Source organism: Citrobacter sp. R-1.5.2, assembly GCF_035064245.1.
Classification (GTDB): domain Bacteria; phylum Pseudomonadota; class Gammaproteobacteria; order Enterobacterales; family Enterobacteriaceae; genus Citrobacter.
Genome location: NZ_JASEYC010000005.1, coordinates 203,294 through 220,394 on the forward strand (window position 1 = coordinate 203,294; position 17,101 = coordinate 220,394).

At 52.1% G+C, this 17,101-nt stretch carries 19 protein-coding genes, 1 pseudogene and 1 other annotated feature; of the genes and pseudogenes, 7 read left to right on the forward strand and 13 right to left on the reverse strand.

Annotated elements, in window-relative coordinates; genetic code table 11:
• Positions 1-32: 32 nt before the first annotated feature.
• Entirely contained in the window at positions 33-329 is a 297-nt protein-coding gene (locus QMN38_RS11860) for a YciI family protein (RefSeq protein ID WP_271450392.1), read from the reverse strand.
• 214 nt (positions 330-543) lie between these two features.
• Here QMN38_RS11860 and tonB point away from each other — a divergent pair, with 214 nt between their 5' ends.
• Positions 544-1,272 carry a TonB system transport protein TonB gene (gene tonB, locus QMN38_RS11865; protein WP_271440930.1) on the forward strand — a complete coding sequence of 243 codons (729 nt, stop codon included), beginning with the start codon at positions 544-546 and terminating at the stop codon, positions 1,270-1,272.
• A gap of 69 nt (positions 1,273-1,341) precedes the next feature.
• Here tonB and yciA read toward each other — a convergent pair whose 3' ends face one another.
• The 4 genes and pseudogenes from yciA to QMN38_RS11885 all read right to left on the reverse strand — a co-directional run.
• Positions 1,342-1,743: an acyl-CoA thioester hydrolase YciA gene (gene yciA, locus QMN38_RS11870; protein WP_048211486.1), complete on the reverse strand. Its 402-nt coding sequence runs from the start codon at positions 1,741-1,743 to the stop codon at positions 1,342-1,344.
• 165 nt (positions 1,744-1,908) lie between these two features.
• Positions 1,909-2,448, reverse strand: coding sequence for a septation protein A (locus QMN38_RS11875; protein WP_003020667.1), 540 nt, complete (start codon positions 2,446-2,448; stop codon positions 1,909-1,911).
• 56 nt (positions 2,449-2,504) lie between these two features.
• Positions 2,505-3,248: a YciC family protein gene (locus QMN38_RS11880; protein ID WP_040233207.1), complete on the reverse strand. Its 744-nt coding sequence runs from the start codon at positions 3,246-3,248 to the stop codon at positions 2,505-2,507.
• 28 nt (positions 3,249-3,276) lie between these two features.
• Positions 3,277-3,363: pseudogene (locus QMN38_RS11885) on the reverse strand (YkgJ family cysteine cluster protein); the annotation flags it as partial.
• A 281-nt stretch (positions 3,364-3,644) separates the two neighbouring features.
• Between QMN38_RS11885 and ompW the strand changes: the two are divergent.
• The 3 genes from ompW (at position 3,645) to QMN38_RS11900 (ending at position 6,352) form a co-directional block, all read left to right on the forward strand.
• Positions 3,645-4,283, forward strand: a complete 639-nt coding sequence (gene ompW, locus QMN38_RS11890; RefSeq protein ID WP_040233206.1) for an outer membrane protein OmpW — start codon at positions 3,645-3,647, stop codon at positions 4,281-4,283.
• Between the two features lie 129 nt (positions 4,284-4,412).
• Positions 4,413-4,688 carry a hypothetical protein gene (locus QMN38_RS11895; RefSeq protein WP_271450391.1) on the forward strand — a complete coding sequence of 92 codons (276 nt, stop codon included), beginning with the start codon at positions 4,413-4,415 and terminating at the stop codon, positions 4,686-4,688.
• Between the two features lie 191 nt (positions 4,689-4,879).
• Entirely contained in the window at positions 4,880-6,352 is a 1,473-nt protein-coding gene (locus QMN38_RS11900) for a GGDEF domain-containing protein (protein ID WP_271450390.1), read from the forward strand.
• Between the two features lie 32 nt (positions 6,353-6,384).
• On the opposite strand, the gene trpA is transcribed toward QMN38_RS11900, so the two are convergent.
• From trpA to trpL, 6 genes are all read right to left on the reverse strand, one after another.
• On the reverse strand, positions 6,385-7,191 hold the full coding sequence (gene trpA, locus QMN38_RS11905; RefSeq protein ID WP_323605115.1) for a tryptophan synthase subunit alpha: 807 nt from the start codon (positions 7,189-7,191) through the stop codon (positions 6,385-6,387).
• Positions 7,191-8,384, reverse strand: a complete 1,194-nt coding sequence (gene trpB, locus QMN38_RS11910) for a tryptophan synthase subunit beta (protein WP_202038508.1) — start codon at positions 8,382-8,384, stop codon at positions 7,191-7,193. Before trpB ends, trpA begins: the two co-directional genes overlap by 1 nt.
• Positions 8,385-8,394: 10 nt before the next feature.
• Positions 8,395-9,753, reverse strand: a complete 1,359-nt coding sequence (trpCF, locus tag QMN38_RS11915) for a bifunctional indole-3-glycerol-phosphate synthase TrpC/phosphoribosylanthranilate isomerase TrpF (RefSeq protein ID WP_476580377.1) — start codon at positions 9,751-9,753, stop codon at positions 8,395-8,397.
• Between the two features lie 3 nt (positions 9,754-9,756).
• On the reverse strand, positions 9,757-11,352 hold the full coding sequence (gene trpD, locus QMN38_RS11920; protein WP_202038509.1) for a bifunctional anthranilate synthase glutamate amidotransferase component TrpG/anthranilate phosphoribosyltransferase TrpD: 1,596 nt from the start codon (positions 11,350-11,352) through the stop codon (positions 9,757-9,759).
• Entirely contained in the window at positions 11,352-12,914 is a 1,563-nt protein-coding gene (locus tag QMN38_RS11925; protein ID WP_323605117.1) for an anthranilate synthase component 1, read from the reverse strand. The genes trpD and QMN38_RS11925 overlap by 1 nt, the downstream gene beginning before the upstream one ends.
• Positions 12,915-12,937: 23 nt before the next feature.
• Positions 12,938-13,032 (reverse strand) — a sequence feature (Trp leader region).
• Positions 13,009-13,053 (reverse strand): trp operon leader peptide, encoded by a 45-nt coding sequence (gene trpL / locus QMN38_RS11930; RefSeq protein WP_212734703.1) that lies wholly within the window; start codon positions 13,051-13,053, stop codon positions 13,009-13,011. Its footprint overlaps the feature before it by 24 nt.
• Positions 13,054-13,188: 135 nt before the next feature.
• On the opposite strand from trpL, the gene rnm reads away from it, so the two are divergent.
• The 3 genes from rnm (at position 13,189) to rluB (ending at position 15,660) form a co-directional block, all read left to right on the forward strand.
• On the forward strand, positions 13,189-14,067 hold the full coding sequence (rnm, locus tag QMN38_RS11935) for an RNase RNM (RefSeq protein ID WP_323605118.1): 879 nt from the start codon (positions 13,189-13,191) through the stop codon (positions 14,065-14,067).
• A complete protein-coding gene (locus QMN38_RS11940) occupies positions 14,064-14,684 on the forward strand; it encodes an L-threonylcarbamoyladenylate synthase (RefSeq protein WP_003833336.1) in 621 nt (206 codons plus the stop codon). The genes rnm and QMN38_RS11940 overlap by 4 nt, the downstream gene beginning before the upstream one ends.
• A gap of 100 nt (positions 14,685-14,784) precedes the next feature.
• Entirely contained in the window at positions 14,785-15,660 is an 876-nt protein-coding gene (gene rluB / locus QMN38_RS11945; RefSeq protein WP_271450387.1) for a 23S rRNA pseudouridine(2605) synthase RluB, read from the forward strand.
• 83 nt (positions 15,661-15,743) lie between these two features.
• Here rluB and cobO read toward each other — a convergent pair whose 3' ends face one another.
• Together cobO and QMN38_RS11955 are read right to left on the reverse strand one after the other, a co-directional pair.
• The gene (gene cobO, locus QMN38_RS11950; RefSeq protein ID WP_286630964.1) at positions 15,744-16,334 is read right to left on the reverse strand and encodes a cob(I)yrinic acid a,c-diamide adenosyltransferase; all 591 of its coding nucleotides are present in this window, start codon (positions 16,332-16,334) and stop codon (positions 15,744-15,746) included.
• Positions 16,331-17,092 (reverse strand): YciK family oxidoreductase, encoded by a 762-nt coding sequence (locus QMN38_RS11955; protein ID WP_271440937.1) that lies wholly within the window; start codon positions 17,090-17,092, stop codon positions 16,331-16,333. The genes cobO and QMN38_RS11955 overlap by 4 nt, the downstream gene beginning before the upstream one ends.
• Between the last annotated feature and the right edge of the window lie 9 nt (positions 17,093-17,101).

Genomic DNA, 17,101 nt, shown 5'->3' on the forward strand with positions numbered 1-17,101 from the left:
ATGTGTTTGAATTTATTGTGAATTATTTAAATTCAAAAAACCTTTTTGTATGGTTTGATCGAAACCTGCGCATAAACGCCTGCAGCCACATACGGGTCGGCATCTGCCCACGCCTGTGCTGCCTCTAAAGATTCAAACTCCGCAATCACCGTCGAGCCGGTAAATCCCGCCGCACCCGGATCGTTACTGTCGACCGCGGGCATGGGGCCTGCCGTCAGTAGACGACCTTCATCATGGAGGAGTTGCAGGCGGGCCAGGTGAGCGGGGCGTACGGAAAGACGTTTTTCGAGAGAATCTGCGATATCTTGAGCATAAATTACATACAGCACGGGTAGAGCTCCTTGATCGGTAAAAGTCGCGTTTACGTTATTGGAAAGCCCTGGTAACTGCAACGTAAAGATAATAGCTTTGTTAAGGCCATATTAAGATAATGGTTTTTTTACATGAAATTGCGTTTTAAATGCGGCTTACTGTCATGGGCTTATTGAATATGATTGCTATTTGCATTTAAAATCGAGGCCTGGTTTTATAACTGAAACGATTATGACTGCAATGACCCTTGATTTACCTCGTCGCTTTCCCTGGCCGACGTTACTTTCCGTCGGCATTCACGGCGCTGTAGTGGCGGGTCTGTTGTATACCTCGGTACATCAGGTTATTGAACTGCCTGCACCCGCGCAGCCGATCTCCATCACGATGGTCGCACCTGCCGATCTTGAGCCACCTCAGGCAGTTCAACCACCGCCGGAGCCTGTCGTTGAGCCTGAACCGGAACCTGAACCTATACCGGAACCGCCAAAAGAGGCTCCGGTGGTGATCGAGAAACCGAAGCCTAAGCCAAAACCGAAGCCGAAACCGGTGAAAAAGGTTGAAGAGCAGCCAAAACGTGACGTGAAACCGGCTGAGTCGCGTCCGGCATCGCCGTTTGAGAACACGGCGCCTGCTCGTCCGGCAGCAACCAGTACCGCACCGGCAACCAGTAAACCTGCGGTTAGTGCACCGTCTGGGCCACGCGCCTTAAGTCGTAATCAACCACAGTATCCGGCGCGCGCGCAGGCTCTGCGCATTGAAGGCCGGGTGAAGGTCAAGTTTGATGTCACATCAGATGGCCGTGTAGAGAATGTTGAGGTGCTTTCCGCACAGCCTGCCAATATGTTTGAGCGTGAAGTGAAAAATGCGATGCGCAGATGGCGTTACGAGGCGGGCAAACCGGGATCTGGCCTGGTGGTGAATATCGTTTTCCGTCTGAACGGTACGGCGCAGATTGAGTAACTGGCGTGCCGGAGTTGGCGTCAGGCCTTCTCCGGCAAGCAGGTTTGATAACGGTGTTAACGCTGGTTATCAGACCTGTGTTGGTATCGGACGGGGTTTACCGTCTTTATCTACAGCGACGTAGATAAATAGGGCTTCAGTGGCTTTGTAACGCTGGCCAATGGGTTCCGAAGCGACTTTCTTCACCCAGACTTCAATATTAATGCTGATTGACGTCGTTCCGCGTTTTACACAGCGAGCGTAGCAACAGACGACATCACCTACGGCAACCGGGCGCAAAAAGCTCATTCCTTCAACTCGCACCGTCACCACGCGGCCGTGTGCGATCTCTTTGGCCTGAATAGCGCCACCAATATCCATCTGTGACATCAGCCAGCCGCCAAAAATATCACCGTTAGCATTGGTATCGGCAGGCATGGCCAGAGTGCGTAAAACCAGTTCACCCTGGGGGGTGTTATTCGTTGTTGTCATTGTAGAACCGACTGTAGAGAAAGATTACAGGCGCGATGCTACTAGAATTTACGGGCGGAGAACAGAGGGGATGCGGCGCGCGGAGGGGATGTAAGCCAGCTTGTCTGCCACGAAGAACGCAAGCGGATAAAAATTCGCCAGATCCGCAGATCTGGCGAACACATATTACGATTTATCTTCCTGCGGCAGATGGCGGTAGATATAGACTCCGCTCAGCAACGTGAAGAATAAGGTCAGGGCGGTTAATCCGAACACTTTGAAGTTGACCCAAATGTTCTGCGGCAGCCAAAACGCAATGTAGATATTGGCCAGTCCACACAGGATGAAGAAGACAGCCCAGGCCAGATTCAGCTTTGACCATACCGGCTGCGGCAGTGTCAGCTCTTTTCCTAACATGCGCTGAATCAGTGGCTTTTTCATTACCCACTGGCTAACCAGTAGTGCACCGGCAAACAGTCCGTAAATCACCGTAACCTTCCACTTAATGAATTCATCGTTGTGGAAGAAAATCGTCAGGCCACCGAAGACGGCAACCAGAACAAAGGTGATTAACGCCATCTTCTCGACCTTGCGATAGCGAACCCAACTGTAAATCAACACCACAGCCGTTGCGACAATAAGCGCCGAGGTTGCCGCGTAGATGTCATAGAGCTTATAAAAAGCAAAAAAGACAACCAGCGGTAAAAAATCAAGAAACTGCTTCATTCTTCGAGTCCGTAATCAAAAAGCATTGGGTAACACACCCGGCATGCGTTCAGGGTTTATTGACGAATCAGCATATACAGGCGGAACAAATAGATCAGCAGCACAGCAGAGATCATATTGCTCAGCGTATTCGCCAATACCGCGCCTACGTTTGGCGTTAGTACTGCAAAACTTGGCGCAAAAAGCAACAGCAGTGTTTTTGCCAGTAACCAACCGATTACTGCCGGCGCTACCAGTCGCATATTAGACCACGCCAGACGCATACTGTTGCGCATAGCGGCAAAGACGCCCATTTTATCCTGCACGACCATCACTGGCGCGAGGGCCAGCAAGATAGCCAGCAGAATACCAGGCACGACAACCAGCATAATACCGACCTGTACCAGCAGGGTAGTCAGAAAAATCAGAATAAACAATTTAGGTAATACCGGCGCGCTGGCGCCAATGGCGCGTAATGCGCTAACCCGATGACCCGCCGAAATCAGTTGAATCATCAGGATGATGCCTCCTGCAAGGATGGCATTACCAATCAGCCCTGAAAACGTCGATGCTGCAGAAGCGCGTAGCAAAATTTGCTGCTGCTCCGGCGTCATATTCTGTACCAGATCGAACAGGCCCACACTGCTGGTTAGCTGATCCCCTTCGCTCAGTTGCGCGATTTGCGCGTCGCTGGGAGAAAAGGCATGCCCTAGCACCACTGTGATAAACGCGCACAATAACGATACCAGCAAGATGGTAATGAATTGATTACGGAAAAAGTTTCCCGTGTCACGGTAAACGGATTTCGCCGTGATAGACATGCACTCTCCTTGAGTTTTGCAGGTGTTCATTTGCGCGCAATTGTACCCTGGATAACTCTACAGTGGCAGCATCGTACGATGTATGGAAAGGCATATCTTTGTAAAGCTCCGGTAATTTTTGGCCAGGACTTCAGCATCTTGAAACATCATTGTGTGTTCTCTGTACATCACGTTCAAATAACAAACGCTTCCTGTTGGAGCTAAAGGTACTTGCATAGTGAAAATATATCAAAATTGATCTGAATTAATTTAACCAGGATTTTGAATGCAAGTTCTAACTTAATCTGGATCAATAAATGTTAAATTATCAAACTCAATGTGATCCAGGTTAGATCACTTATTACTCCATTGTAGGTATATTCGTTCCGCTTTTATAACCATAACGATGGAGCGGACATGAAAAAATTAACAGTTGCAGCATTGGCTTTAACAACTCTTCTCTCTGGGAACGCATTTGCGCATGAGGCCGGAGAGTTCTTTATTCGTGCAGGTTCGGCTACCGTCAGACCGACGGAAGGCGCGGGTGGTACGCTGGGAAGCCTGGGTGGCTTTGATGTCAGCAACAATACGCAGTTGGGCCTGACATTCACGTATATGGCAACCGACAATATTGGCGTTGAGTTACTGGCAGCCACGCCGTTCCGCCATAAGATCGGCACCGGGGCAACCGGTGATATTGCCACCGTTCATCATTTACCGCCGACATTAATGGCGCAGTGGTACTTTGGCGACTCCAGCAGCAAACTGCGTCCTTACGTTGGCGTAGGTGTGAACTACACGACTTTCTTCGATGAAGGTTTTAACAACAACGGGAAAGAAGCGGGTTTATCCGATCTGAGCCTGAAAGACTCCTGGGGTGCGGCAGGACAAGTCGGTATGGACTATCTGATCAACCGCGACTGGCTGATTAACATGTCGGTCTGGTACATGGATATCGACACCACCGCGAGCTATAAAATGGGTGGCGTCCAGCAGCGCGACAGCGTACGCCTTGATCCGTGGGTGTTTATGTTCTCCGCGGGTTATCGTTTTTAAGTCAGCGATTCCAGTCTGAAAGGCTGGTCGTTTAGCGGCCAGCTTTTCTCCTCTCTTTTTCCCTTCCCGACATTCTCCCCTTTGATGTAATGCTACTCTTTAAGCAAACTGGCTTTGAGGGTATTGACGATGATATTGACCCGTCAGCTGCTACAACAAAAAATTTCCCTTATGGAAGCATCCATAGACGATGATACGAAAGAGTTTGCCGTGTATGCTGCGCGCGAATTATTGAATTACATGAGCAGGGTGGAAGCCCTGGAAAAGGTCATCGCCACACAAATCACACTACCTTATTGCAGCGCCAGTCCGGTTTGTGAAATCGAAGCGGGGTATGCCGCAGGCGTGAGCGACTGTCGGGAAGCGATTCGGCGTGCCGGCTATCCGATAGCCGGGGATGACTAGTTTGCATTTTTGTTAACAAAAATGTTCTTTTGTTGTATAAATCTGTAACTTAGGTACACGGGAGAGACCTTATTTTCATCCATTATCAGGGCCGCAGGACGATCACTATTATTTTTAATACTCAGCGCTGTTATGCAACAACATAAACGGGTAACCGGTTTGGCATTACCGTTAACTATCAGGGTGGACTCGTGAAGATTGTGCAAGATAAGCTCAGGAACAGGCAGGCACTGCTGGTATCGGGGCTGATTACGCTGATATTTACCTCGTTGTTTCTGTTTATCATCTACGAACAGCGTATGGCCACGGCCAGCGAAGGGATTAACCGCCTGCAAGCCCGTATGCTGGATATCTTTAATGATAATGAACTCATCGCCGATGCGATTGGTGAGCGCTACCATCACATTAAAAATGACGATCAATGTGATAATGCGGCGCAGTTTGTTCCGCGAAATGCGGGTGAATGGGGGATTAATGCCGACCCAAAGCGGGTGCATTCGGCAACAGGGACGATTATCGCCCGACAAGCTAACCTTAAAGCTATATGTATGTATACGGCAGCGGAGTTTATTCGCGGCATGGTTAATGAGTTAAATCCTGGCAGTTTTGACGCGCATCGTTACATCATTGCCAAGAATGCGGATTATTTTTACTGGTTTATGCCTTCTGATTCGCGCAATTTTACGTTCTCTGATTCTGAAATGGCGCAGGACATTACCGGATTTTTCTATCCGCCAGTCGATTTTTATACCCGTTTGCTGCAAAAAAACATCAAGAATAAAGCGCTCAGTTCAACGAATTTTTATACCGATAAAATTACCGGTGAAAAAGCCTACAGCGTGGTGAGCTATATCTATGACCTTTCCGGGAAAGAGATATCGGATCAAATCGTCGCCTATCTGGTCTATGACCATTCAAAGCCGGAGTTGCAGGAGGCGTTGGCAAATGCTTTTGACTATCAAATGCCACCGGGCCTGAATGTGGCTCTGGTGAATTTATCCAATAATGAGCGCCTCTGTTTATCTGGCAAATGTACGGGGAAAACGCGCATTATGGTGCGGAAGTTGTCAGAAAAATATGCGCTGTACTACTCAATAGCATTAGGCCGGTTTATGGTGCGCGATACGCACGCCGGAATTGTGATACTGCTGGCACCATTCTTCTTTATTATGATCAGTTTCTCGCTGAAGTCGTGGCTGAATCAAAGCGACCTCAAAGTCTATATTGATTCGCTGACTGGCTGCTTTAATCGGCGAATTCTCGACATTATTAAGCGTCGGGACTTATCACATTGTTCTGTGGTGCTGCTGGATTGCAATAAGTTTAAGGCAGTCAACGACACCTGGGGGCATGCCGCAGGCGATCGCGCGCTGCAAACTATTGCCAACAGAATGTTGTCAAACACTCGTACCAGCCACGATCTCGTGATTCGTACCGGTGGGGATGAATTTATGATCCTGCTGTTTCGCTCCCAGACAAGTGATGCTATCGCGATTGCGCAGCGTATCAGTGGCCAGGTCAACAATCACGTCTTTGTGGTGGATGGCCACACCGTACCGCTGTCGGTGTCATGGGGCGTTGCTGAGGTGAAGGGCGAACTGGATGTGGCCATCCAGAATGCGGATAACGCCATGTACAAAATGAAGCAGGCGAAAGAAGGGTAAAACCGCCAGACGTTTCTGGCGGTTATTTCAGCTTACTGATGGGTCGCGGCTTTCATTGCACTGACAAAGGATTTCAGCTCAGCCAGCATTTGCTCTGGTGCTGCAACATTCTTCTCAATGATTTTGACAATCGCCGATCCAGAAATAGCCCCCGCAGCACCTGCTTCAATGGCGCCTGTCACCTGTTCCGGTGCAGAGATACCAAAGCCCTGTAATGAAGGCGGGGCATTAAATTCTTTCAGCTTCTCGACCAGATGATGTAACGGTAACGCTGCACGATTTTCGGCACCTGTAACACCTGCGCGTGACAATAGATAGGTATAACCGCGGCCATAAGAGGCAATCTGGCGCAGCAGTTCCTCGTCAGCGTTAGGCGGGCAAATGAAAATTGGCGCGACATTATGGCGTAATGCCGCCGTTCTGAATGGCGCAGATTCTTCAACCGGCACATCGGCGACTAATACCGAATCTACACCGACCTTCTCGCACTGTGCGTAAAATTCGTCAATACCTTTACTGAACACCAGGTTGGCATACATCAGTAAACCAATCGGAATGGTTGGGTGTTTTTGCCGAACCAGTGCCAACATTTCAAAGCATTGTGACGGTGTGACGCCTGCCGCGAACGCACGTAAGGTCGCTTCCTGAATGGTTGGACCGTCGGCCAACGGATCGGAGAACGGAATACCCAGCTCAAGCGCATCGGCACCCGCTTCGATCAGCGTATCAATGATTTTCAGTGACTGTTCAACAGAAGGATCGCCCAGGGTTACGAAGGGGACAAAAGCGCCTTCTTTGCGGTCCTTCAGTTGTGCAAACAGATTTTCATAACGTTCCATCAGATTTCCCCTCGCGCTTTCAGAATATCGTGTACGGTGAAAATGTCTTTGTCGCCGCGACCAGAGAGGTTGACCACCAGTAATTGCTCTTTCTCCGGGTTTTCCCGCATCATTTTCAACGCATGTGCCAGGGCGTGGGAAGACTCCAGCGCCGGGATAATCCCCTCATGCAGACACAGTGTTTTGAAGGCTTCAAGCGCTTCATCATCAGTAATCGAAACATAGTCAGCGCGTCCGATACTGTTCAGATAAGCGTGTTGTGGCCCGACTGACGGGAAGTCCAGCCCCGCAGAAATGGAGTAGGACTCTTCGATTTGCCCTTCAGTGGTCTGCATCATTGGCGACTTCATGCCGAAGTAAATCCCGACACGACCATGTTTCAGCGGTGCGCCGTGCTCGCCGGATTCGATCCCGTGACCACCAGGCTCAACGCCAATCAGTCCAACGCTGGTTTCATTTATAAAATCGGCGAACATGCCGATCGCATTTGAGCCGCCGCCGACACAGGCGATCACGGCATCCGGCAGACGGCCTTCTTTTTCCAGAATCTGCGCTTTTGTTTCTTCACCAATCATGCGCTGGAACTCGCGTACGATAGTCGGGAAAGGATGCGGGCCTGCCGCCGTACCCAGCATATAGTGCGCGGTATCGTAACTGCCAGACCAGTCGCGCAACGCCTCGTTACAGGCATCTTTCAACGTGGCAGAGCCGCTGTGTACCGGAATAACTTCAGCACCCATCAGACGCATACGGAAAACGTTCGGAGACTGACGCTCGACGTCTTTCGCACCCATATAAATACGGCACTTTAAACCCAGCAGGGCGCTGGCAAGGGCAGACGCCACACCGTGCTGACCCGCACCTGTTTCTGCGATGATTTCTGTTTTCCCCATGCGCTTCGCCAGTAACGCTTGTCCCAGAACCTGGTTCGTTTTGTGTGCGCCGCCGTGCAGCAGATCCTCACGCTTGAGATACAGCGTAGTCCTGGTGCCGTTAGTGATGTTCTGGCATTTGGTCAACGCGGTAGGGCGCCCGGCATAGTTTTTCAGCAGGTCGGTAAACTGGGCCTGAAACTCAGGGTCTTTTTGTGCACTGACGAACGCTTCTTCCAGTTGGCGCAGTGCAGGCATCAGAATCTGTGGCACATACATACCGCCAAATTCACCAAAATACGGATTGAGTAATGTTGTCATGTCCTTTTCCTTAATATGCGCGCAGCGTCTGAAAGACTGAAGCCAGAAGACGTGCATCTTTGATGCCCGGCTGTGACTCTACGCCAGAATTAAAATCGAGCCCGGCACAGCCGGTTTTAGCCGCGTCGACGCAGTTATCTGCACCGAGTCCGCCAGCCAGTAAAACGTTATCCAGCGATTGTCCGCCCAGTAGCGACCAGTCAAAGCGCTTACCGCTGCCGCCCTGGCCGTTATCAAAAACGTATTTATCAATATGTTGATAGCGACGAGCAGGCAGTGATTCGCCAACGCTCAGTGCCTTCCAGATTTGTACCTGTGCGGGTAGCGCGTCGCGCAGGGCGTCAACATAGGCCTGATCTTCACTACCATGCAGTTGCACCGCGGTGAGTTCCAGAGCTGCCGCTGTTTCGCGCACGTCGGTAATATCTGTGTTGCGAAACACCCCAACATACTGCAGCGGCGCACCGGTCATAACTTCTCGAGCCTGTTCAACGTCGATCGCGCGCGGCGATGTGGGCACAAAAATCAAGCCACCGTAAATGGCGCCCGCTTCATATGCCGCGTTTGCATCCTGCGCCCGGGTCAGGCCGCAGACTTTATTCTCGCCGAGCAGCACGCGACGCACGGCGGCATGCAGATCATCGTGGGACATCAGCGCGGAACCAATCAGAAAACCGTTGGCGAAATGGCTGAGCTCGCGCACCTGAGCATAGGTATTGATACCAGATTCGCTGATGACGGTAACGCCATGACCCAGTCGCGGTGCCAGTTGACGGGTACGATTCAGGTCAATCGACAGGTCACGTAAATCACGGTTGTTAATGCCGACGACTTTTGCACCCAGCGCAATGGCGCGCTCCAACTCTTCTTCATTGCTGACCTCAGTCAGCACGCCCATTTTCAAACTGTGGGCGACGGCAGCGAGTTGACGATACTGTTCATCATCTAAAACCGACAACATCAGCAGGCAGGCGTCGGCCTGGTAGAAACGTGCCAGATAAATCTGGTAAGGATCGATAATAAAGTCTTTACACAGGATCGGCTGTGGTGCGATGCGACTGACGATGGGCAGAAAATCAAAGCTACCCTGAAAGTATTTCTCGTCCGTCAGCACGGAAATCGCAGAAGCATAATGTTTATATACGTCCGCAATCTGTGCCGGGTCGAAGTCATCACGGATCACGCCTTTTGACGGAGAGGCTTTTTTACACTCCAGAATAAAAGCGGTTCGTGTCCCTTGCAGCGCATCGTAGAAATCACGCGTGCTGGGTTGAACATCATTTTGAAAGCTGGCCAGCGGTTGTTGCTGTTTGCGGGCTTCTACCCAAATCGCCTTGTCAGCGACAATTTTCGCTAAAACGGTTTGCATCATTTACCCTCTTGCGGCCAGTGCAGTGACACGGTCGTAAGCCGCACCGCTGCGCAGCACATTAATCACGGTTTGCGCGTTGGCTTTTAAGTCTTCTTTACCGTGCAGGCGCATTAACATGGCGACATTCGCGGCAACAGCAGCCTCATGAGCGGCCTCACCTTTACCTTGTAACAAGCGACTCAGAATGTCACGGTTTTCTTCCGGCGTGCCGCCAGCCAACTGTTCCTGATGATATGGCGTCAGGCCAAAGTCTTCCGCCGTTAGCTGGTAGCTCTTAATTTCACCATCATGCAGTTCTGCCACTATGGTCGGCGCATGCAGTGAAACTTCATCCATTCCGCCGCTATGTACCACGGCTGCCCGTTGATATCCCAGCACGCGCAGTGTTTCGGCAATCGGCAACACCAGTTCCGGGCTGTAAACGCCGATCAGCGCCAGCGGTGGATGCGCTGGATTTATCAATGGCCCAAGCACATTAAACAACGTGCGGGTTTTCAACTGCTGGCGTACCGGCATCGCATGGCGAAAACCCGTGTGGTATTTCGGTGCAAACAGGAAACACACGCCCAGGTCATCGAGCGCCTGACGGGATTTATCGGCATTCATATCCAGATTGATACCAAATGCCGCCAGCAGATCCGAAGAGCCTGATTTACTGGAGACGCTGCGGTTGCCGTGTTTGGCCACTTTTAATCCACAGGCCGCCGCGACAAACGCGCTGGCGGTGGAAATATTGATACTGTTACTGCCGTCACCGCCGGTTCCGACAATGTCGGCAAACAGATAGTCCGGGCGCGGGAACGGGGCGGCATTTTCCAGTAATGCCGTTGCCGCACCGGCAATTTCATTCGGGTGTTCGCCACGAATTTTCATACTGACCAGTGCCGCAGCCAACTGTTCCGGCTTCAGTTCACCGCGAACGACAGCAGAGAACAGCTGGTGGCTTTCCTGCTGGGATAACGTCTGAGCCTGGTACAGTTTTTCCAGGATCGGTTGCAGCGTATTGGTTTGTTCGAGCTTCTGTTGCGCCCAGGCCAGCGTTTGCTCCAGTAGACGCGCACCCTGAGTGGTCAGAATCGATTCCGGATGGAACTGGAAACCGCATACGCGGTCGGTATCGTGACGAACTGCCATTACCATACCGTTAAAATGCGCGTTAATGGTCAATCCGGCCGGTACGTTGCTGCCAACCAGCGAGTGATAGCGCGCCACCGGCAGCGGGTTTGCCAGACCGGCGAACATCGCCTGCCCATCGTGTTCAATGCTGGAGGCTTTGCCGTGCAGGATTTCCCCCGCCTGACCGACATATCCACCATAGGCTTCAACAATCGCCTGATGCCCCAGACAAATACCGATAATGGGCAGTTTGCCGCGCAGGCGGGTTAACAGCTCTGGCATGCAGCCCGCTTCACTGGGTGCGCCAGGCCCTGGAGAAAGCATCAGCACAGGGTTTTTCATCGTCGCTAAACGGTCAATTAACGTCTGAGCCGGAATATGGTTACGGTAAATCACTACGTTGTGACCATTAGTGCGCAGCTGATCTGCCAGGTTGTAGGTAAATGAGTCGATATTATCGAGCAGCAGAATGTCAGCCATTAGAAAGTCTCCTGTGCATGGTGCGCGGTGGCGATAGCACGCAAAACGGCACGCGCTTTATTACGGGTTTCATCGGCTTCAGACTGCGGAACAGAATCCAGAACAATCCCGGCACCTGCCTGCACGGTGGCGATACCGTCTTCCACCAGAGCTGAACGGATCACAATGCAGGTATCCAGGTCGCCATGGGCGGTAAAGTAGCCGACCGCGCCGCCATAGCTGCCCCGACGGCGACCTTCGGCCTCGGCGATCAATTGCATCGCGCGGACTTTTGGCGCACCACTCAGCGTGCCCATGTTCATACAGGCGCGGTAAGCATGAAGCACATCCAAATCGCTACGCAGTTCGCCCACCACACGGGATACCAGGTGCATTACGAAAGAGTAACGGTCGACTTTGGTCAGGTCGGCAACATAGCGGCTACCTGGGGTGCAGATACGTGCGAGATCGTTACGAGCAAGGTCGACCAGCATCAGGTGTTCGGAAAGTTCTTTATGGTCGGTACGCATTTCCAGCTCGATACGACTGTCGAGATCGCGATCCAGCGAGCCATCCGCACGGCGACCACGCGGGCGGGTCCCGGCGATCGGGTAAATTTCAATCTGACGGCTGGTGGCATCGTATTTCAACGAGCTCTCCGGCGATGCGCCAAACAGGGTGAAATCATTGTCCTGCATGAAAAACATGTACGGGCTGGGGTTGCTTTTCTTCAGCACATAGTAGGCTGCCAGCGGCGACGGGCAGGGCAGCGAGAAGCGACGAGATGGAACCACCTGGAAAATCTCACCTGCGCGAATCGCTTTTTGCAGGCCACGCACTACTGCACCGAACTCTTCATCGCTCTGATTGCATTCGCAGCGCATTTGCGGGACTTCAGTGACGGGCAGCGGCGGTGCGGGTTCGGTGAGCTGTTGGCTCAACTGTGCCAGGCGGGCGTTCAGTCGCTGTTTTTCCTCGTCATTTGGCGTGAAGATGCTGGCCTGAATGCGGGTGCTTTTTTTCTGGTGGTCGATAACCATCAGTGTTTCTGCCAGATAGAAGCAGTAGTCCGGGCAACGGTTACCTGCTTCAAGCTGAGGTAAATCTTCAAATCCGGCAACCAGGTCGTAGGAAAACAGACCGCCGAAGAACATGGCTTCACGCTCTTGCGCCGGAACATTGACCAGCTCCTGCAACAAACGGAACGCGTCAAATACAGAAAGTGAACATAAACGGGCATCTTCATCCAGCAGCGGGCTTACGCTGGGGAATGTCAACTGACGAATGTTCGGCTGTTTATCGTTTTCAACGCCCGTGGGCAGGGCGGCGTCCAGCAGAGGAAGTAGCGACGCGCCATTCGCCGACAATGCCTGAATAGTGACAGTGTCACCCAGTGCGGTAATACGCAACGCGCTGTCTACCAGCAGCAGGCTCTTGAGATCGTCCTTACTGTCGATATCGGCGGATTCCAGCAACAACGTTGCCGGTCGTGCGCCACACACCTGATGAAACAGCGCCGTTGGGTTCTCACGGTAGGCGGCATCGCAGGCGAGCAGTTCAAGTGTTGGTTTTTGTGTTTGCATCGTTCTTCTCATTAATTTTGTTCAAAAAAAAGCCCGCTCATGTGGCGGGCCGGGTATCTGGTTGCATAGTGCAGACGTAAGACACTGCCCGAAATCAGGAAGTGCGCCACCAACCGTGCAGAACAAAACGTGCTTTCATCTCAGATACCTTCTTCATGTGAACTTGCGTACTAGTTAACTAGTTCAATGGAGTAAAGTCAACACCTGATTTCAGTTAATTTGTCGAAACCGCTATGATGATCGTGATACGACATTTATTGAAACGGGAGACGCCTTGAGCGACACGAATTACGCAGTGATTTATGACCTGCACAGCCATACGACAGCCTCCGATGGGCGATTGACGCCAGAGGCCTTAGTACATCGTGCGGTAGAGATGCGAGTCGGTACACTGGCGATCACCGATCATGACACCACGGCAGGTATTGCGGCGGCAAGAGAAGAAATTTCACGTTCGGGGCTAGCGCTAAATCTAATCTCGGGTGTAGAAATTTCAACGGTCTGGGAAAACCATGAGATCCATATTGTGGGTCTGAATATTGATACCGCACATCCTATGATGTGTGCGTTTTTGGCACAGCAAACGGAACGCCGCCAGCAGCGCGCGCGCCTGATTGCAGAACGGCTGGACAAAGCGCATATTCCGGGAGCGTGGGAAGGGGCTTTGCGTTTGGCCGACGGCGGGGCCGTCACGCGGGGCCATTTTGCGCGTTTTCTGGTGGAATGCGGAAAAGCCACAACCATGGCGGATGTCTTTAAAAAATATCTTGCCCGTGGGAAAACCGGTTACGTTCCGCCACAGTGGTGTACAATAGAACAAGCTATTGATGTCATTCATCATTCTGGCGGTAAGGCAGTTCTGGCTCATCCTGGGCGGTACGATCTTAGCGCTAAGTGGCTGAAAAGACTGGTTGCACATTTTGCTGAACATCACGGTGACGCGATGGAAGTGGCACAGTGCCAGCAGTCTCCCAATGAACGTACCCATCTGGCGACGCTTGCGCGCCAGCATCAGTTGTGGGCATCGCAAGGGTCTGATTTTCACCAGCCGTGTCCATGGATTGAACTGGGGCGCAAACTTTGGTTGCCTGCCGGCGTCGAAGGCGTGTGGCAGCTTTGGGAACAGCCCGAGATCACAGAGAGGAAAGTATGAGCCAGTTTTTTTATATTCATCCCGAAAACCCACAGCAGCGGTTGATCAATCAGGCCGTTGAAATTGTGCGTAAAGGTGGGGTGATTGTCTATCCAACCGATTCCGGCTATGCGTTGGGATGCAAAATTGAAGATAAAGGCGCGATGGAGCGTATTTGTCGTATCCGTCATCTGCCGGACGGCCACAACTTTACGCTGATGTGCCGCGATTTGTCGGAGCTGTCTACCTATTCATTTGTCGACAACGTGGCCTTTCGTTTAATTAAAAACAATACGCCAGGCAACTATACTTTTATCCTGAAAGGGACGAAAGAAGTTCCACGCCGACTGCTGCAGGAAAAGCGTAAGACTATTGGCCTGCGAGTTCCGTCGAATCCCATTGCGCTGGCGTTGCTCGAAGCTTTGGGTGAGCCAATGCTTTCTACTTCACTGATGCTTCCGGGCAGCGAGTTTACCGAGTCCGATCCCGAAGAGATCAAAGATCGTCTGGAGAAGTTGGTCGATCTGATCATTCACGGTGGTTACCTTGGTCAACAACCGACGACGGTCATCGATTTAACCGATGATTCCCCGGTGGTATTGCGCGAAGGCGTTGGTGACGTTAAACCTTTCTTATAAAGGCGCGAACCGCTATACTACGCGGCCTTAAAATGGCGCTGACTGGTGCCGTTGATTCTCCTGTTCGACGCCTGTGAAGGCGACACCTAAAGGAAGCTCTATGAGCGAAAAGTTACAAAAAGTGCTGGCGCGTGCTGGCCACGGTTCTCGCCGTGAAATTGAATCCATTATTGCAGCAGGTCGTGTGAGCGTTGATGGCAAAATTGCCACGCTTGGCGATCGCGTTGAAGTGACGCCGGGTCTGAAAATCCGTATCGACGGCCATCTGATTTCGGTGAAAGAATCTGCAGAACAAATCTGCCGCGTTCTGGCCTATTACAAGCCGGAAGGTGAACTGTGTACCCGTAACGACCCGGAAGGTCGTCCAACCGTTTTTGACCGCTTGCCAAAGCTGCGCGACGCGCGCTGGATTGCCGTAGGTCGTCTGGACGTCAATACCTGTGGTCTGCTGCTGTTTACTACTGATGGTGAATTGGCGAACCGTCTGATGCACCCGAGCCGTGAAGTTGAACGCGAGTACGCGGTGCGTGTGTTCGGTCAGGTTGATGAAGCTAAACTGCGTGATCTGAGCCGTGGCGTACAGCTGGAAGATGGTCCGGCTGCGTTTAAAACCATCAAGTTCAGCGGTGGTGAAGGGATTAACCAGTGGTATAACGTCACGCTGACTGAAGGCCGCAACCGCGAGGTTCGTCGTCTGTGGGAAGCGGTAGGCGTGCAGGTAAGTCGTCTTATCCGTGTACGTTATGGCGATATTCCATTGCCGAAAGGTCTGCCGCGTGGCGGCTGGACGGAGCTTGATCTTGCACAGACCAACTATCTGCGTGAACTGGTGGAGTTGAAACCGGAAACCACGTCTAAAGTCGCTGTCGAGAAAGACCGTCGTCGCATGAAAGCGAATCAGATCCGCCGTGCGGTGAAACGTCACTCTCAGGTCGGCAGCAGCCGTCGCCCGGGTGGACGCAGCAACAACGGTTAATCATAAACAGGCCTGATAAGCAAAGCGCTATCAGGCGTTAGCGTGGAGCCGGATGCGGCGCAAGCGCCTTATCCGGCCTGCTATTAGTAATCAATCCCCATTTGGGCTTTAATGCCCGCTTCAAAAGCATGCTTGACCGGACGCAACTCGCTGACCGTGTCGGCTAACTCCAGAATATCGCGATGGCATCCACGACCCGTAATTATGACCGTCTGCTGGGCCGGGCGCGCGTTTAAGGCGTTGATCACCTCTTCAAGCGGGAGGTAGTCGTAGGCCACCATATACGTCAGTTCATCCAGCACAACCATATCCAGCTCAGGATCGGCCAGCATTCGTTTACCGTGTTCCCATACGGCCAGACAGGCAGCGGTGTCAGCTTCACGATTCTGTGTTTCCCAGGTAAACCCGGTCGCCATCACCTGAAACTCTACACCATGAGGTTCGAGCAGGTTTCTTTCGCCGTTTGGCCATGTACCTTTAATGAACTGCACTACACCGACTTTTTTACCGTGGCCCACTGCGCGAGTTGCTGTGCCGAACGCAGCGGTAGTTTTACCCTTACCATTACCGGTAAAAACGATGATAATTCCGCGCTCGTCTCTGGCGGCCGCAACACGCGCGTCAACCCGGTCTTTTACGCGCTGTTGGCGCTGCTGATAGCGTTCTTCACTCATTGGGCAATTCCTGGTTTACGGCCCGGTTGGGCATCAAAAGTCATACCGGTTTTACGGCGGCTGTCATCGCCCATCAGCCACAGGTACAGCGGCATAATGTCGGCGGGGGTTTTGAGTTTTTGCGGATCTTCCGTCGGGAATGCGCTGGCACGCATGCCGGTACGCGTGCCGCCTGGATTAATGCAATTTACGCGCAAATGGCGATTCTGGTATTCGTCTGCCAGGACCTGCATCATCCCTTCGGTTGCAAACTTAGAGGTGGCATACGCTCCCCAGTTAGCCCGTCCCTGACGACCGACGCTTGAGGAGGTAAAAACCAGCGATCCTGAATCTGATTTGAGTAACAGCGGCAGCAATGCCTGAGTCAACATAAACGTCGCGTTGACATTGACCTGCATAACATCCTGCCATACCTGCGGATTTTGTTCGCTCATCGGGCAAATATCGCCCAGCAGCCCGGCGTTATGCAACACCCCATCCAGACGCGGATAATGTGCGGCGAGGCGTTGCGCCAACTGGTGACACTCTTCAGCGGTACAGGTCAGCAGATCCAGTGTAAACCATTGTGGTTGTGTTCCGTTTTCATCGGCGACGGTGCGGGCAACCTGACGCAATTTTTCTTCATTACGTCCAAGCAGGATAACGGTCGCACCGTAGCGTGCATAGGTAAGCACGGCTTCACGTCCGATGCCATCACTGGCACCGGTGACCAGAATAATGCGATCCTGTAACAGGTCTTGTTTAGGTTGGTAATGCACGGCTACTCC

Excerpts from the sequence above, each read along its gene's own strand:
- trpA (WP_323605115.1), bottom strand. The coding sequence starts at position 7,191 with ATGGAACGTTATGAAAATCTGTTTGCACAACTGAAGGACCGCAAAGAA.
- QMN38_RS11895 (WP_271450391.1), top strand. The coding sequence starts at position 4,413 with ATGATATTGACCCGTCAGCTGCTACAACAAAAAATTTCCCTTATGGAA.
- trpCF (WP_476580377.1), bottom strand. The coding sequence starts at position 9,753 with ATGCAAACCGTTTTAGCGAAAATTGTCGCTGACAAGGCGATTTGGGTA.
- ompW (WP_040233206.1), top strand. The coding sequence starts at position 3,645 with ATGAAAAAATTAACAGTTGCAGCATTGGCTTTAACAACTCTTCTCTCT.
- trpB (WP_202038508.1), bottom strand. The coding sequence starts at position 8,384 with ATGACAACATTACTCAATCCGTATTTTGGTGAATTTGGCGGTATGTAT.
- QMN38_RS11940 (WP_003833336.1), top strand. The coding sequence starts at position 14,064 with ATGAGCCAGTTTTTTTATATTCATCCCGAAAACCCACAGCAGCGGTTG.
- tonB (WP_271440930.1), top strand. The coding sequence starts at position 544 with ATGACTGCAATGACCCTTGATTTACCTCGTCGCTTTCCCTGGCCGACG.
- yciA (WP_048211486.1), bottom strand. The coding sequence starts at position 1,743 with ATGACAACAACGAATAACACCCCCCAGGGTGAACTGGTTTTACGCACT.
- trpD (WP_202038509.1), bottom strand. The coding sequence starts at position 11,352 with ATGGCTGACATTCTGCTGCTCGATAATATCGACTCATTTACCTACAAC.
- QMN38_RS11925 (WP_323605117.1), bottom strand. The coding sequence starts at position 12,914 with ATGCAAACACAAAAACCAACACTTGAACTGCTCGCCTGCGATGCCGCC.
- QMN38_RS11875 (WP_003020667.1), bottom strand. The coding sequence starts at position 2,448 with ATGAAGCAGTTTCTTGATTTTTTACCGCTGGTTGTCTTTTTTGCTTTT.
- QMN38_RS11880 (WP_040233207.1), bottom strand. The coding sequence starts at position 3,248 with ATGTCTATCACGGCGAAATCCGTTTACCGTGACACGGGAAACTTTTTC.
- cobO (WP_286630964.1), bottom strand. The coding sequence starts at position 16,334 with ATGAGTGAAGAACGCTATCAGCAGCGCCAACAGCGCGTAAAAGACCGG.
- rluB (WP_271450387.1), top strand. The coding sequence starts at position 14,785 with ATGAGCGAAAAGTTACAAAAAGTGCTGGCGCGTGCTGGCCACGGTTCT.